Source organism: Nocardia sp. NBC_01499, from assembly GCF_045040275.1.
Taxonomy (GTDB): Bacteria; Actinomycetota; Actinomycetes; order Mycobacteriales; family Mycobacteriaceae; genus Nocardia.
The window spans coordinates 3,694,378-3,708,790 of sequence record NZ_CP109426.1 but is presented as its reverse complement, the minus strand read 5'-3'; the positions used below and the strand labels follow the sequence as shown (position 1 = coordinate 3,708,790).

Below are 14,413 nucleotides of genomic sequence, written 5' to 3'. Positions count from 1 at the left end.
ACAAGATTATCGATGAGATTATCGAGTGGGGGATTGATGATTACCGACGGCGCCACGCGCTACTCTCCATTGGCGCGCCGATTGATCGCAGGGCAATTGCTTGTCGGCATCGGTAACGGCTTGGTAATTCCGATATGGTTTCTGTTCCTCGACCAGGTTCGCGGCTTCGGGCCGGGGGTCGCCGGCATGTCGTTCGCGCTGCGGGCGGTCGCACTTATCGCGGTGGCCCCGATCGCGGGGTGGGTGATGGACCATCGCGGTACTCGAAGCGTATTTCTCGCAGGGACAGTGCTCACACTCTTCGGAGCGATCGGGATGGGTATGTTCCGGTCACCGGTGCCGGTGCTGCTGTCGAGCTTGGCGATGGGCGCTGGGATCGCGTGCACAACGCCGGCAACGCGCGGCATTCTGTTGCAGTCGGTACCCCTGTCGTGGCGGAGTCGTGCCGCTACGACGAGCTTCATGATGTGGAACCTGGGGTTAGGCACCGGCAGTCTGCTCGGCGGCTTGATCGCGGATCCCATGCATCCGGTAACTTTCGAGCTGTTGTTCATCTCGTTGGCCGCCCTGGGTGTGCTCACCAAAGTCATTTACATACCTGCCATGCCGAAGCGGCGCGCCGCGGAGCCGCCGAGTGCTGGTTGTGACAAAGCACCATTCACACTTCAGCCGGCCTTCCTGTGTTACCTGGCACTAGCCGGGCTGTTGCAGCTGGTGGGCTACGGCCAAGCCAACTCGGGATTGCCCGGCATGGCGACGACCGTGCTCGGAGTGTCGCCGAAGATCATCGGCTTCGCGCTAGCAGTCAATACTGCGGTCATCCTGTTGACCTCGCCCTTTACCCGCCGCATGGCTCGTGGAAATCCTGCTTGGTCGTTGGGCGCGGTCGGACTGCTATGGGCCGCAGGGTGGGCACTGGTCGAGGTTGGTGCCTTGACCGGTCGAACAGACCTGATCGTTGTCACCATATTCGGTTTCTACGCGCTTTTCGGCATTGGTGAGGTCATGCTCGCTGCGTCAGCGTCGCCGCTGGTCGCAGATCTGGCGCCGTCAGGAGGATTGGGCCGCTATCTAGGTATAGATATGTTCATCCGGCAGCTGGGCATGGCGCTGGGTCCGCTGACATCGGCAGTATTCATAGCTCAGGCCTGGGTGCACCCTTACTTCGCGCTCTCTGCCGGTGTATGTCTGCTGGCCGCTATCTTCGCATTGCCGCTGAGTCGCCTGGTCGTCGGTGACAGCGAACCCGTCCCGACCGGGAAGGATGGTGCGGACGTGCGGCCATCGACTCGTTCGTAGTTCCATGCGACAGGGGGGACTGCCCCCGGTTGGGTTGACTCCTTGACCTTCCCTAGGTCACCTGAGCTGCGAGGATGCGTCCCCACGGGGGAAGGATCATCGACATGCCCAAGCCCTATCCCGAGGAGTTCCGCCGCGAGGGCGTCGCGGTCGCCCGCAAGGTCGAGATCCCGCTGACCCAGATCGTGAAGGATTTCGGATCTGGCAGAGCTGTGTGAAGAACTGGGTGAAACAGGCTGATATCGACGAAGGACACCGGCGGGGAACCGCGGGTGATGAGTCGGCCGAGTTGCGGGAGGCGCGGAAGCGGATCCGCCAGTTGGAGCAGGAAGCCGAGGTCATGCGTCGTGCGGTCGCCTACTTCTCGCGAGACGTCAACCCAAAATTACAGATGTACCCGCTGGTCCTGGGCCTGGCCGCTGACAAGATTCCTGTCGCGGTGACCTGCCGGGTGTGCGGCTTCTCCCCGCAAGCATTCTTCAAGTGGAAGAAGAACCCTGTCTCGCAACGTGATTGGGACGACGCACATCTGATCAACGTCGCGTACGACATCCATGCTGGGGACCCGGCGTTCGGTGACCGGTTCATTGCCGATGAGCTGCCTGCCCGCGGCATCCGAGCGGGTGAGAATCGGGTCGCCAGATTGTGTTCCCAGCAACGGATTTGGAGTGCGTTCGCTAAGAAGCGTGGGTTGAACCGCAAGGCCGGCCCACCGGTCCACGATGATCTCCTCGACCGCAGATTCTCCGCCGATGTCCCGGATGCGCTGTGGCTTACCGATATCACCGAGTACCACACCGGTGAGGGCAAGCTGTATTTGCGTGCGATCAAGGATGTGTTCTCCAACCGGATCGTCGGCTATTCGATCGATTCCCGGATGAAAGCGTCACTGGCGGTATCGGCGCTGGTCAACGCGGTGAAGCTACGATCGTCCACCGCGACGATCGTGCATTCGGATCGAGGCAGTCAATTCCGGTCCCGAAAGTACGTGAATGCGTTGTCGGTCAATGTTTACGGGTTCGATGGGCCGGGTCGGGCGTGTGGTGACAATGCGGCGATGGAGTCGTTCTTCGCGTTGCTGCACAAGAATGTCTTGGACCGGCAGCGCTGGTCGACTCGCGCGGAACTACGCCTCGCGATCGTGGTCTGGATCGAGAAGGCCTACCATCGCACCCGCCGGTAACGCTGACTCGGCCGACTGACCCCGATCGAGTTTGAGACAATAAGCCAGCCCGCGCTCACGGCCTGAAACACCACACCCGCGAGTCAACCGAACTCGGGGCAGTCCCGTTAGAGCGGGACCGGTCGATCGTTGCGGCGCTTCACGGAGGTTCGAGTCACGTCGTAGGCGTGGATCGCGGAGCAATTCTGCTGCTGTAGGTATCCGGCTGCCCGGATCGTCGGTGCGGACAGCGCGGCGACGAGCGTGGGGCGATCGATCGCACCCAGGACGAAGCTGGCGTGATACTGCCGCTCCGGCGGATTGTCGTGGGCAACTCCGGGACTGGGCCACAGAAGCGCCGACCACGGCAGGTACTCCTGAGTGCGTATCTCGGCCAAGTCGGGGATCGCGGCCAGCCGTCGCCCGAAGTCGTCGAGAAATGCGTGGAATGCCTGTGCGGCTACGCCGGGCCGTCGTCGGAGCAGCACCACGGTGCGGGCGCCGCTCTGGTCGTCGAGACCGTCGCGCAGCCACCGGCCACCACCCGGGCCGGTGAGGTAGAACAGTGTCCGGTCGAAGGCGTTATGTTCGTCCAGCAGGACCGGCACGCTGGCGGGTAATCCAGCCACCGGCCCCACGATGTTGCCGAAGGTGACTTCCGGTGTCCCGTCGACCCGCCACTGCGGATCGATCGCGGTTTCCACCCCCGGTGTCGGTGCCCACAAGCCGCGGGAATCGACAGCGAATTCGTGCTGCCGGTACTCCCATATCCCAGGAATCGCGGCGACTTTACTTCCATGCGGTCCATGCCAATGAGCAAGGGATTCCGCCCGAGGTAGGTCGCGGCGAAGGAAGAGCAGATACAGGGCGGACATGTTCGACCCGTCAACTGCCTGCGATGATCCCGACGACAACTCTGCAGGTGGCGGGTCGGCCCGTGCCGAAATCCCTGTGACGGCGCAGCAGGTCAGTGCCGCCGCGCCCGACAACAGGCCCCGTCGACCGATTACCGATCTGATCCCCCCAGCTCCATTAACTCCCATTGTGCCCACTCCATCAAGGGTTTCGAAATGCCGGTCAGGGATAGTCCACGGATAAATCGCCGGTAGTTATAGGCAACGGCCAGCACAGCAGCAATCTCGTAAGATCGTCCGATCTCGCGGATTGCCTCTGATAGCTACTCATTGGAGCCTCGGCTTGCGGTCCCACGATGACAAGGTAGAAAAAGGTGTAGTAGTGGTCAAAATTGGACAGCGGATGCTGATCGAGCGTGCGCTGTCATGAGGCTGGGTGCTGCTGTGTTCGGCGGAACGCAGCGGGGGTGGTTTGTGTTCGGAGAGCGAAGAATTTGCCGAAGTTTGTCGGTTCGGTGAAGCCGAGTCGGCTCCCGATCGTGACGGCGGGGAGATCGGTGTGAGCGAGGAGGCGTTTGGCTTCCAGGACGACTCGGTCATCGATGATTTCTTTGGCGGTGTGGCCTGTGGCGTGCTGGCAGGCTCGGTTGAGGGTTTTGAGTGAGTAGCCGAGGCGGTCGGCGTAGCTCTGTGCGCGGCGCAGCACTGTGTAGGACCGTTCGAGTTCGTGGCGGAACCGGTGGAAGCAGTCGCTGTCGATCGCTGTGAGGTCGCGGGGGTCGGTGAGGCGGGCGATACGCAGTAACAATGCGGCGAGTAGGTGTTGGAGCAACTCGACGTCGAGGTCGGCGGTCTGCGCGCTCGGTGGGCAGGACTCGGTGGCCAGATCGGCGAAGGAGTGCGAAATGACTGCGTGGTCGGCGGGCGCGAGCTGAAACGCTGTCTGGCCGAACGGGTCGCCGACGACCGGTGCGGTGTGCGGTGAGTGGGCGGGGAAAGCTGCGGTGAACAGCACCAGGGTGGCATCGATCTCGGCCGGTCGCTCGCCGCAATGGCGAGTCGGCAATCGCTGAACCTGGCCGGGCCTGGTGTGCAGCAGCGTCCCGGGCGTGCAGGGTAGCTCGGCGAAATCCACCATCGCCGTGGCGTGGCCGTCGTTGACCAACAGCAGCTGATGGAAGTCCAGCCGGTGCAGCTGTCCGAAGCCCGATGCAGGTAGACGGCTGATCAGATCGCGGTAGTCCAGCACCTCGACACCGAGCCCGGGGCGAGTCGGATGCCGGTAGCTGCGCTCGATCAGCTCCATCTGTCCCATTCTAACCACCCCAGCACCGATTTATACCTAGCAGCTATGAGTGCGAAAACCTAAAACTGACTGCATGAGTTATTCGATAGCAATCTGCGAGAGGGGATGAAATGACTCGAACCGAGGTTCTGGCAGAAGCGGCTATTGCCTGGCCCGCGCCGGTCGTGGTTGCCGATTCCGGCGATGTCAGCGAACGCGGCCGCCTGATCGTCGACATCGGAGACCACACGATCGGCATCTTTCGTATCGACGGACATCTCTACGCCTACCACAACATCTGTCCGCATCAAGGGGGCCCCGCATGTCAGGGGCGGATCATCCCGAAGGTCCGTGAGGTACTCGACGATCAGCAGCGCGCACACGGGATGCGTTTCGACGAGTCGGAAATGCATGTCGTATGTCCTTGGCACGGTTCGGAATTCGTCATCACGACCGGAGAACACGCCACGAAACCGAACTTCGGGCTCAGCGCCGTCGAGGTCGCCGAAGAAGGAGGCAAGATCTATGTCCGCATCTGAGAATCTGATCAACGCGCTCGACCAGCTCCATGGCGGCGTCGAGCGACTGACCTGCGGCGGTGCCGACACGTTGACATCGCAGGCGTTGTCGAGGTTGGTCGCCGATACGGCCACCTTGTACGCGGCCGCCGCGCAGTCGGCCGGATACCTCCCGGCGATCGAGGCCGAGGGCTACTCGAGCACCGACGCGGTCGTGCTGATCTCGGCGCTGATGGAGTCGCAGAATCTCAACACCTTCGACCTCGCGTTGTGGCTGTCGCGCATCCCGTCGATGGCAGCAGTTCGCTCGTGACAAGCACCATGGAGCCGAGGGTCGCGGTTCACCCGACCCAGGAAATCACCGTCACCACCGACTCGCGCCAGATTCTGGCCAACGCCGCCAACGACACCAAGCGTTACGACCTGGACAATCGCTTCATCGTCGATGTCGACTCCCATCACGTCGAACTCGACTCCTGGCCGGAGATCATCGAGTATCTCGATCACCCTATCCTGCGCGACTACGGCGAACAGATATCCCAGAACTGGCCCCAGGCAGGACATTTGGCACTGTCCAACCATGTCGCGGGCCTGACATTTCAGGACACGGCCGGTCGGGTTCCGCATCAGGCAGCTCTGTCGGAGTACGTGGAACCCAGTGGGGAGCACCGGGATTTGACTCTGGTGCGGCGCGCCATGGATGCGATGAGCATCGACTGTCAGGTGGTGTTCCCGCAGCCGATGCTCGAAATCGGCCTGCACCCCAATCCGTTGATCGGTGCCTCGCTGATGATGGCCTACAACAAGTGGTTCGTGACCAACATCCTCGGCAAAGACCACCGGATCAAGACCATGCTCGGGCTGCCGTTCGAAGACCCGGACATGGCATTGGAAACCATCCGCCTCTACCACGACCACCCCGATGTCATCGGGTTCCTGGTCACCAGCCAGCGCCATATCTCCGTGCACGACAACCGATACATGCCGATCTACGCTGAACTGGAGCGTCTCGGTTTGCCGATCGGTTTCCACGCCGGACCGTCGTGGGGCGACTCGATGACCTCGACGATGAACCGGTTCACCGCCGTGCACGCGATCTCGTTCGTCACCTGCAACATCACCCATCTGACGAACTGGCTGTTCAACGGAATCCCCGAGCGGTTCCCCGGATTGAAGACCATCTGGATCGAGAGTGGCCTGGCCTGGCTCCCGTTTCTGATGCAGCGCCTGGACCACGAGTTCATCCTGCGCACCTCCGACGCCCCACTGCTACGCAAGGCACCGAGTGACTACATGCGCGAAATGTATTACACCTCACAACCTTTGGAAATGCCCGACCCTGATCTGCTGCAGAGCACCCTGAAGGCTATCGCCGCCGAGAACACGCTGATGTACTCCTCGGACTGGCCGCACTGGGACTTCGACACCCCCGGGCGCATCATGTCGATCCCCAACATCTCCGAACACGCCAAGAACAACATCCTCGGCGGCACCGCCCTGCAGGTATTCGGCGCCAAAATCGCCGGACTCGCACCCGCCACCGCCACACCGCGCGGTGCAGGGAATCGGTAGTTCCAGCTCTGACCATCACTGCGATCCGGCTGTAGATCGCCGCGGTGCTTGCTCCGCAAACAACCGCGACGAGCAACCGGATCATCCACCAACACAAGGAGTTTCACATGAACAACCGTGAGCTGGTCATGCAGGCCATGACCGAACTGTTCGTCGACAAGGACCCCACGGCCGTCGACCGCTGGGTCGCCGCGGACTACACCCAGCACAACCCCCAGGTCCCGGACGGCCCTGCGGGTCTGCGTGGCTTCCTTGAAGCACTGCCCGAGAGGTTCGGTTATGAACTCGCACGGGTTCTCGTCGATGGCGATCTGGTGGCCGTCCATGGCGTCTACCGCGAGCTCGAGCCGGGATCACAACTGGTCGCCTTCGATATCTTCCGGTTGCGCGATGGCAAACTCGCTGAACACTGGGACGCGCTGACTCCTCTGGTCGAGCACACCGTCAGCGGACGCAGCCAGGTCGAGGGCCCCACCCGCATCGCTCACCCCGAACAAACCGACCAAAGCCACAAGATCGCTGCCGGTTTCGTCGAAACGGTACTCATCGGTGGACACACCGAGCAGATCGCCGACTACATCAGCACCGAGCAGTACCACCAGCACAACCCCCGGGCCGGCGACGGGCTCGACGGCTTCGGCGCACTACTCACCACGTTCGCCGAACAGGGCATCACGTGGTCGCTGACGGCGAGTTCGTGCTGACCCAATCCGAAGGCAGCCTCGGCGGCACACCGACCGCTTTCTACGACCTGTTCCGCATCGCGGACGGCAAGATCGTCGAGCACTGGGACGTCATCAACGAGATCCCCACCGCCTTCGCCCACGACAACGGCATGTTCTGACCGCACCGCAACGCGACATCAGATCGACGAACAGCGGGCCATTCTTCCCGTGCGGTTCAACGACGCCATCGGCCGACCCAGCGCATGCCGCCACCGGCACATCGGACGGGCGAGGACACAGAGTCAGGTACTGCCATTCTGAAGGGAGCTGTCGATGACACAGGCGTTCGCAGCAGTGCCCGCTCCGACCAACACCGACCAGGACGCCGGACCGTTCTTCTGCCTCGGTCTGGTGCTCAGTAGCGACCCCGACGCGGGCATCGATGTCACCATCCACCGGCTGTGCGTCCAGGGCCGAGACGAGATGACCATCTTCTTCGCCCCTGGCCGACACATCGACGAGTTCCGGAAAAGGCAGAGGCCCAGGGTAATTCGCTACCTGTATCGATCAACATGGGGCTGGACCCGGCTATCAACATCGGCGCAACCTTCGAAGCACCGACCACCCCGTACGGCTACAACGAACTCGCCATCGCCGGCGGGCTGCGCGGCGGACCCGTCGAACTGGTCGACTGCGTGTCCGTCCCACAACAGAGCATCGCGAGCGCTGAAGTGGTGATCGAGGGCGTCATCCTGCCCGGGCGCCGCGAAGCAGAAGACCAGAACACCCACAGCGGGCACGCCATGCCCGAGTTCCCCGGCTACAACGGTGACGCCAACCCTGCACTACCGGTTTTAAAAGTCACCGCGATCACCCGGCGCAACCCGATCCTGCAGACCCTGGTCGGCCCCGGCGAAGAACACGTCAGCCTGGCGGGGATCCCTACCGAGGCCAGCATCTACAACGCCTGCGCCGTGGCCCTGCCCGGTTTCGTCAGCGAGGTGTACGCACACTCCGCGGGCGGCGGAAAATTCCTGGCCGTCATGAAATGCCTCAAACGCAAGCCGCTCGACGACGGGCGCGTCCGACAAGCGGCATTGGTTGCGCTGGGCACCTACTCGGAGTTGAAGAACCTGATCATGGTCGATGAGGACGTCGATATCTTCGACACCGACGACGTGTTGTGGGCCATGACCACCCGCATGCAGGGCGACACCGACATCGTCGTCATCCCCGGCGTCAGTGGCCACGTCCTGGACCCCTCACAGTCACCGGCCTACAACCCGAGACTCCCGGCGCGCGGGGTCACCGCCAAAACCATCTACGACGCCACCGTGCCCTACCGCCTGCGTGCCGAATTCGCGCGCGCACAATTCCGTGACGTCGACCCCCGGCCCTTCGCCCCCGACCTGGGACTCGAATATCCGGCCAACACGTAACTCACCCGCGCTACGAAAGCAGGACGATATTCATGACCACCCCCAAATCATTTACCCTCGCCGACCCCATCGACGGCCCCCACGTGTGTGCCCCACCGAAACAGCGACCCCCTAGCGATAGCCTTCAGTCATGACCGGGGTCACGGCGATATCTGGCGCGAGCGGGCACATCGGCGGGCAGGTCGCCCGCGTGCTCTCAGGTACGGGCATATCGACACGGTTGCTGGGGCGAGATCCCGAACGGATATCACCACTACCTGCCGCGGTCCCGGTCCGCATCGATTTCGCCGATCCCGCCACCGTGCAGGCAGCACTCACCGGGGTACAGACCTTCCTGTTCGTCTCGGCCACCGAATCGGCGGACCGTGCTGCACAGCAGATCGCCGTAGTCGAGACCGCGCGCCGAGCCGGGGTCGAGCGAATCGTCTACCTCTCGTTCGTGGGCGCGGCACCGGAGTGCACCTTCACGTTCGGGCGCGATCACTGGTACACCGAACAGGCGATCCGAGCCTCGGGCATGGACTTCACGTTCCTGCGCGACAATCAATATCAGGACCTCATCCCGCTGCTCGCCGACACCGACGGTGTCATCCGCGGGCCCGCCGCAGACGGTGCGGTAGCAGCGGTCACCCGCAGCGACGTCGCCGCCGCCGCGGCCGCGGTACTCACCGGCCAAGGGCACGCCGCAATGACCTACGACCTCACCGGACCACGCGCATTCACACTGACCGAGGCCGCCGAGATGATGACCGCAGCCCATGGCCGGCAGTACACCTATGTGTGCGAGTCCCTCACCGAGTCCTACGCTTCTCGATCGAAATACGCTGCCCCGCAATGGGAACTCGACGGCTGGGTCAGCTCCTACACCGCGATCGCCACCGGCGAACTAGAAACCGTCACCGACTCGATCGAGCAACTCACCGGACACCCCGCAACAGACTTCCGCGATTTCCTCACAGCGCCGCCTCGACGCGAAACATAAGCGGCATTCGGCAAGAGTCGTCTGACCTCGACGTCAGCGTTGCCTATTGCTCCTCTATTGGCGGCTCGGAGTTCTGCTGTTCTTTCAGTGCCGCCTGCATGCAGTCCTTGAATTTGGCGTAGGTGGCAGACTTTTCGAAGCAGTTCTGCAGTGTGGTCTCGATTGGGTCCGGGTGTATCGGCATCATCGGTCCAGCCGCAGTTGCCGGGGCAGCCAGAGCGACGCCGACGAATGCTGCAACCAGCGTTCCAGCTGCTGCACCGAGGATTTTATGGTTGTGATTGCGCATGGTTGTTCTCCAATTCGCTCAGCGAAACCTCTACGGGCGATGCACGCAACTTCGATGGAGCCGGACGAAGTGTAGCCGTGCACCACCGCGGCCCGGATTCGGCCGCCGTGGCGGCCATGGTGGCACGCCGCCGACCGGAACTTATGCTGGTCCGCGCCGCTAGCCGACCAACCGCCGCGCAAAGACTGACGACCGCGACTGAGGAGGGGATTGACCGTTCACCGATGCAGCGATCCGCCGGATTCGTTCTCGCGCAAGCAATTCAATCATTTCGATCAGCGAGTCGGCCCCAATGCCGCCGTCCTCGATGCCGTCGCTGAAAATCTCCGGCAGCATGATCGATCACCAAGTGCCCATTCGGATTCCGAGTGGGATCAATCACGCGAAGTGGGACAGATCCACACTCTGCGGAGGGGTTCATTTCTCGGGAGATCCGCGGTGCTGGTGGCGCAGGCGCTGTCGCGGGACCCCGGCAAAGCGTGGCTTGGCTTCTCTGGAGGCGTAACCGAGGACGGTTCTTATCAGCCTCTCGTCGGCAACGGTCGACGCTCCGGTCTGCGTGGTCGGTCGTGGGTGGCGCGATTCGTGATGTTCGGCTTTGATGGAGTTTGACGAGGATCAGCGGCGGGTCAGGAGCCGATGTCCGATGTCCACATTCGATCGTAAACAGTTCCACGCCCTTATGGACCGCTGTCTGGACGCGGCGGAGTCCTTGCTCGAGCCAGAGAGTCCTGATCCGTCAGATCGGTTGTGGTTGCCGCAGTTCGCGGTATCGATCATCAATGATCGGTCGCGGGTGTGTGCGCCGCGGGTGTTCGAGGCGATGGGGTGGCCGGCGGGGACGGTGGTCGGGTTCGGGTGGGTCGAGGACGTGATCACGATCGGTGCGGTCGAGTGGGGCCGTTCGGCGATTGATCGTCGGGGTCATGTGCGGTTGCCGACCGAGGTGCGCCGCGATGCTGGTATCGAGGCGGGGGATCCGGTGCTGTTGGTCGCGATGCCGGAGGAAGGGCTTGTCGCGGTTCTGGGTCCGCGGATGCTAGGCCAGGCCCTGTCGCCGATGTTGGCGCCGGTGCGGGATACGGAGGCTCGGGCGGTGACTCCGCTCCTCGGGCCGGGGGAGGGCTAGCTGCTGTGTTGCGGTGTCCGGTTCGTGGATGTTTGACCGGCTTTGCTTCGCGGTAGGAGCGGTTCTCAGGCGCATACACCTTGGTTGCTGGCTTCGCACGTGTTCGGGAAAACGTACTCGATGAGACACGCCGACACGTGCTGGCTTCGTCGGTGTTGGACCAGCGACCACCCTGTTATCTCGAAGAGGCCAGACGGTCGGGTTTTCGACAGGTTCCTGGCCGGGTCGGGCAAACTTCTCGCGTGTGCCGCGGTCGCGTGTTCTAGGTGTCTTGAGCACGGTAGCTGGCTTCGATAGCGGGGAAGTGTTAAAAGAGCCCTGGTGGGGGCATATGTGTCGCGTTCGGGGGCTCTTGAACCCCTGAACGCGACACATATGACACAAGTAATGCGCGAGAGGGGACTTGAACCCCGCGTTGCGACACCGATGACACATGGGTGTGTTTAAGCACTGTTCAGATACGTCGCTGAAGCTTAGCACGGAGATATTGTGGAGTTCTCCATGCTGGGTATTATGTTGAGCTGTAGTGGGTTTCGGTCTCCCTTCTGAGGTAGCTGGCTTGCTGTGTGCTTAAAGTAGTTGGCGGTCGCTTGTTTACGAGGTGGTCCGGTCAGCATTCGAGGTGGAGCGGAATCGTTTGCTGGGTGCTGTGGTTGGTGGCCGTAGTGCGATTGGCTCGGTAACACCCCCCGGGTATGTCGGCTGCGACCCCAAAAGGCAGTGACTCCGAGGAGCTGCATCGACACCAATCGGTTACTGGTCCCGATGCCGCCCGGTGGTCGGGGCCGCTCCAAGGGATAGTAATGTGACCGGCCGAGATCCGACGCTAACGCGAAGATATCCAGCGCATCGCGAAAACCCTTGCCGCTCTGAGGATCAGGCTCCTATTCCGATGGACGGCGTGTTCTGGTTGTGAATGCTTTGTTCGCGCTTTAGCGGAGGCTAGTGTGGCCGAGCTTGTCTCATATCCTCGATATCTTCTGTCGCAACGAGTGTTGGAGAGGAAACCTGAGTGTTTATGCGCAAAGGTAGAATTCGATCGGTCATTCGGGCGGTGTACCCGGTGTTGGCGATGCTGTTGTTGGGTGTGCCCGCCGCTGGTGTCGGGTTAGCGGACCCGAGTATCGACAAGGACCAGACGATCGAAACACCTGAGGGATGGGCGATTTCGGTCGCGAAGACCGAGGAGAATCTGGACAGGGTGCCGCCGTTGAACGCCGCTGCGTTCTCCCGTGAGGCGTTCTTTTCCGCTACTGCTAGAGCTGTGATCGGTGGGCAGGGCAGCACACCGGTGCGGGCGGGAGTGCTCGCGCTGGGGTTGATGATCGGCTGCAACACTGACGTCTCGAACGGGTTGACTCTGGGTTTGAACACCAACCTCGGGGTGAACGTGGGTGTCACCGGCAACGGCACGCTGTCTCAGTCCCCGTCCGGGGGTGCCGGTGGTAACGCCGGTGCCAATGCGGGGGTCGGCGGGAATGTCTCGGTGACACTGCGCCCAGGCTCTATCACCACGGTCACGTTGGCGTCCAAGCCGATCGCCGCAGCGACGGGGGACTTGGCGCTCAAAGGGGTGGCCTTGCATGTGGATTCCTGTATCGGGCAGGTCGCGATGCGTTCGATCGCCTCGCTGACGGTCTCCACCGCTACCCGCGACGACTCGGTCACGGTCTACGGCGAACCACAATCGTTCTGATCACGATCGCCAGTCCATTCGGTGCACGGATTTAAGTGTCATAGCTGGTCACAACGCTGGAACGATGCGATAGCATCAGCGCATTATTCGATCTTGATCGGCTTGGTGCGACCAGCTCTCCCCCGCTTTCCCCAGTTTGGCGAAGCCCTGCAACGCAGCAGAAGGGAGCACGCCCCGTGACCGCCGCAGTGCCCTCAACAGATCCTGGTGCCCTGGCGCGAAACCGCGTGCGAACCACGCCGACGCCACCTCCGGCAGGACGGCGTTCGCCGCGGTGGCATCGAACCGTCACGATCGCGGCACTGACTGCTTCCCTCCTCGGCACCACCGTCGCGGGGTGGTCGAGCCCTGTCGCGGCGCAACCGATCTGCATCCCCTCACCAATGGTGTCGTGCCCACCTCCGCCGCCACAACCGCAGCCACAACCCGGACCCCCCTCGACATTCGCTCCGCCGCCGCCCGTCATCCCGACCGCGCCCAGTCAACCTGGCCCCAACGGCGGACCCAACGGCGGCGCCTACATCCCACCAGCACCCGGCCCGTACAACGGCACACCCATCATCCCTGTACCCGGTGCGCCGCAGCCAGTACTACCCGGCAACGAGCCACCTCCGCCTCCACCACGGCAGAACCAACCGGCACCACCTGGCGCCGAGCCCGTTCCCGGTCCGGATGCGCCCGCCCCGCCCGCACCGTCGCCGGCACGTCAGGTCGCGTGCATCCCCGGCGGAGCCTCGCTGGCTGACCTGTTCTGCGGGCAACGCCGCGAAGTGGTCTGCGATCCGGCGTGTTTGATGACGTTCGAGGACCTCGAGCGGTCCATCATCGTCGGCCGCGGCCTGCACGGAAGGTACGAGGAAGACTTCAAGGCGGAATTCGAGCAGGTCAAAGACCTCAACGACCGCCAGTTGTGGGAGCGGGTCGGCAGGGACCTGGCTGAGAAACAGGTCCAGCGTGAAACGCTCGACCAGTTCAACGAGTGGAAGATCTCAGGCAACAAGACCGATCGTTGCAAAGACTTCAACCGGCTTCAGCACACCTACGACGGCAAGAGTCGATGCGGCGGTCCCGTCGCGGTGTGCCCGCCCCGTGGGGGAGAAACCGCCGAGGAGGCTTCGCAGCGGCTCGAATACATTGGCCGGGCCAACAACACCCCACGCCCGAGGATGAAGGTACCCACCAACGTCCCCGATCCTCGATACGGCGGCAAGACATTACGGCAGGTCGGCAGCGACGAAGCGAACAAGGAACGCAACGCCAGCGAGGCCAACAAGATCAAGTACCAGGGCTATCAGGTCGGGCACGCCCCCGATACGACATGGGGTGGTGACCCGAAGTCGCCCGGTGGATGGGTCGCAATGACCCCCCGGCTCAATCAGTCGATCGGCGGGCAATCCGGTGCCTACCCCGACGGCTACCTGGCGTACTCGTTTGTCCCAGGACACTGGGACGAGACAAATATGGAATGCGTTGCCGACACATTCTGACCCGACCGGACAGACAGCACGAAACGGAGGAGGCAC

General features: G+C 62.7%; 15 protein-coding genes and 2 pseudogenes. 14 read left to right on the top strand and 3 right to left on the bottom strand.

The features are described from left to right. The first annotated feature begins 36 nt into the window (after positions 1–36). Positions 37–1,299: an MFS transporter gene (locus tag OG203_RS17075; protein WP_405166639.1), complete on the top strand. Its 1,263-nt coding sequence runs from the start codon at positions 37–39 to the stop codon at positions 1,297–1,299. 104 nt (positions 1,300–1,403) lie between these two features. Further along, positions 1,404–2,485 (top strand): annotated as a pseudogene (locus OG203_RS17070) (IS3 family transposase); the annotation flags it as partial. Between the two features lie 104 nt (positions 2,486–2,589). Here OG203_RS17070 and OG203_RS17065 read toward each other — a convergent pair. Together OG203_RS17065 and OG203_RS17060 are read right to left on the bottom strand one after the other, a co-directional pair. Continuing rightward, a complete protein-coding gene (locus OG203_RS17065) occupies positions 2,590–3,336 on the bottom strand; it encodes a strictosidine synthase (protein ID WP_405166638.1) in 747 nt (248 codons plus the stop codon). Between the two features lie 403 nt (positions 3,337–3,739). Beyond that, on the bottom strand, positions 3,740–4,621 hold the full coding sequence (locus OG203_RS17060) for a helix-turn-helix domain-containing protein (protein WP_405166637.1): 882 nt from the start codon (positions 4,619–4,621) through the stop codon (positions 3,740–3,742). A gap of 110 nt (positions 4,622–4,731) precedes the next feature. Between OG203_RS17060 and OG203_RS17055 the strand changes: the two genes are divergently transcribed. The 8 genes and pseudogenes from OG203_RS17055 to OG203_RS17020 all read left to right on the top strand — a co-directional run bounded on the left by OG203_RS17055 (position 4,732) and on the right by OG203_RS17020 (position 9,776). Further along, the gene (locus tag OG203_RS17055; RefSeq protein WP_405166636.1) at positions 4,732–5,139 is read left to right on the top strand and encodes a Rieske (2Fe-2S) protein; all 408 of its coding nucleotides are present in this window, start codon (positions 4,732–4,734) and stop codon (positions 5,137–5,139) included. Beyond that, the gene (locus OG203_RS17050) at positions 5,126–5,431 is read left to right on the top strand and encodes a hypothetical protein (protein WP_405166635.1); all 306 of its coding nucleotides are present in this window, start codon (positions 5,126–5,128) and stop codon (positions 5,429–5,431) included. Before OG203_RS17055 ends, OG203_RS17050 begins: the two co-directional genes overlap by 14 nt. After that, positions 5,428–6,690, top strand: coding sequence for an amidohydrolase family protein (locus OG203_RS17045; protein ID WP_405166634.1), 1,263 nt, complete (start codon positions 5,428–5,430; stop codon positions 6,688–6,690). The genes OG203_RS17050 and OG203_RS17045 overlap by 4 nt, the downstream gene beginning before the upstream one ends. Before the next feature lie 107 nt (positions 6,691–6,797). Next, the gene (locus tag OG203_RS17040; protein WP_405166633.1) at positions 6,798–7,394 is read left to right on the top strand and encodes a nuclear transport factor 2 family protein; all 597 of its coding nucleotides are present in this window, start codon (positions 6,798–6,800) and stop codon (positions 7,392–7,394) included. Beyond that, positions 7,388–7,534 carry a hypothetical protein gene (locus OG203_RS17035; RefSeq protein WP_405166632.1) on the top strand — a complete coding sequence of 49 codons (147 nt, stop codon included), beginning with the start codon at positions 7,388–7,390 and terminating at the stop codon, positions 7,532–7,534. Before OG203_RS17040 ends, OG203_RS17035 begins: the two co-directional genes overlap by 7 nt. Before the next feature lie 154 nt (positions 7,535–7,688). After that, positions 7,689–7,832, top strand: a pseudogene (locus OG203_RS17030) (UbiD family decarboxylase domain-containing protein); the annotation flags it as partial. A gap of 95 nt (positions 7,833–7,927) precedes the next feature. Further along, positions 7,928–8,794: a UbiD family decarboxylase domain-containing protein gene (locus OG203_RS17025; protein ID WP_405166631.1), complete on the top strand. Its 867-nt coding sequence runs from the start codon at positions 7,928–7,930 to the stop codon at positions 8,792–8,794. 130 nt (positions 8,795–8,924) lie between these two features. Further along, on the top strand, positions 8,925–9,776 hold the full coding sequence (locus tag OG203_RS17020; RefSeq protein WP_405166630.1) for an SDR family oxidoreductase: 852 nt from the start codon (positions 8,925–8,927) through the stop codon (positions 9,774–9,776). Between the two features lie 43 nt (positions 9,777–9,819). On the opposite strand, the gene OG203_RS17015 is transcribed toward OG203_RS17020, so the two are convergent. Next, on the bottom strand, positions 9,820–10,065 hold the full coding sequence (locus OG203_RS17015; protein WP_405166629.1) for a hypothetical protein: 246 nt from the start codon (positions 10,063–10,065) through the stop codon (positions 9,820–9,822). A gap of 210 nt (positions 10,066–10,275) precedes the next feature. On the opposite strand from OG203_RS17015, the gene OG203_RS17010 reads away from it, so the two are divergent. The 4 genes from OG203_RS17010 (at position 10,276) to OG203_RS16995 (ending at position 14,377) form a co-directional block, all read left to right on the top strand. Continuing rightward, positions 10,276–10,677, top strand: a complete 402-nt coding sequence (locus tag OG203_RS17010; RefSeq protein WP_405166628.1) for a hypothetical protein — start codon at positions 10,276–10,278, stop codon at positions 10,675–10,677. Between the two features lie 34 nt (positions 10,678–10,711). Continuing rightward, positions 10,712–11,194 (top strand): AbrB/MazE/SpoVT family DNA-binding domain-containing protein, encoded by a 483-nt coding sequence (locus OG203_RS17005; protein ID WP_405166627.1) that lies wholly within the window; start codon positions 10,712–10,714, stop codon positions 11,192–11,194. 1,018 nt (positions 11,195–12,212) lie between these two features. Further along, entirely contained in the window at positions 12,213–12,890 is a 678-nt protein-coding gene (locus OG203_RS17000) for an MspA family porin (protein ID WP_405166626.1), read from the top strand. Positions 12,891–13,684: 794 nt separating this feature from the next. Beyond that, entirely contained in the window at positions 13,685–14,377 is a 693-nt protein-coding gene (locus OG203_RS16995) for a hypothetical protein (protein ID WP_405166625.1), read from the top strand. Positions 14,378–14,413 lie beyond the last annotated feature (36 nt).

Bases quoted from the DNA above. Each gene is read 5' to 3' on its own strand.
- OG203_RS17005 (WP_405166627.1), top strand. From the start codon at position 10,712: ATGTCCACATTCGATCGTAAACAGTTCCACGCCCTTATGGACCGCTGT.
- OG203_RS17015 (WP_405166629.1), bottom strand. From the start codon at position 10,065: ATGCGCAATCACAACCATAAAATCCTCGGTGCAGCAGCTGGAACGCTG.
- OG203_RS17075 (WP_405166639.1), top strand. From the start codon at position 37: ATGATTACCGACGGCGCCACGCGCTACTCTCCATTGGCGCGCCGATTG.
- OG203_RS17020 (WP_405166630.1), top strand. From the start codon at position 8,925: ATGACCGGGGTCACGGCGATATCTGGCGCGAGCGGGCACATCGGCGGG.
- OG203_RS17055 (WP_405166636.1), top strand. From the start codon at position 4,732: ATGACTCGAACCGAGGTTCTGGCAGAAGCGGCTATTGCCTGGCCCGCG.
- OG203_RS17000 (WP_405166626.1), top strand. From the start codon at position 12,213: ATGCGCAAAGGTAGAATTCGATCGGTCATTCGGGCGGTGTACCCGGTG.
- OG203_RS17040 (WP_405166633.1), top strand. From the start codon at position 6,798: ATGAACAACCGTGAGCTGGTCATGCAGGCCATGACCGAACTGTTCGTC.
- OG203_RS17060 (WP_405166637.1), bottom strand. From the start codon at position 4,621: ATGGAGCTGATCGAGCGCAGCTACCGGCATCCGACTCGCCCCGGGCTC.
- OG203_RS17065 (WP_405166638.1), bottom strand. From the start codon at position 3,336: ATGTCCGCCCTGTATCTGCTCTTCCTTCGCCGCGACCTACCTCGGGCG.
- OG203_RS17050 (WP_405166635.1), top strand. From the start codon at position 5,126: ATGTCCGCATCTGAGAATCTGATCAACGCGCTCGACCAGCTCCATGGC.
- OG203_RS17025 (WP_405166631.1), top strand. From the start codon at position 7,928: ATGGGGCTGGACCCGGCTATCAACATCGGCGCAACCTTCGAAGCACCG.
- OG203_RS16995 (WP_405166625.1), top strand. From the start codon at position 13,685: ATGACGTTCGAGGACCTCGAGCGGTCCATCATCGTCGGCCGCGGCCTG.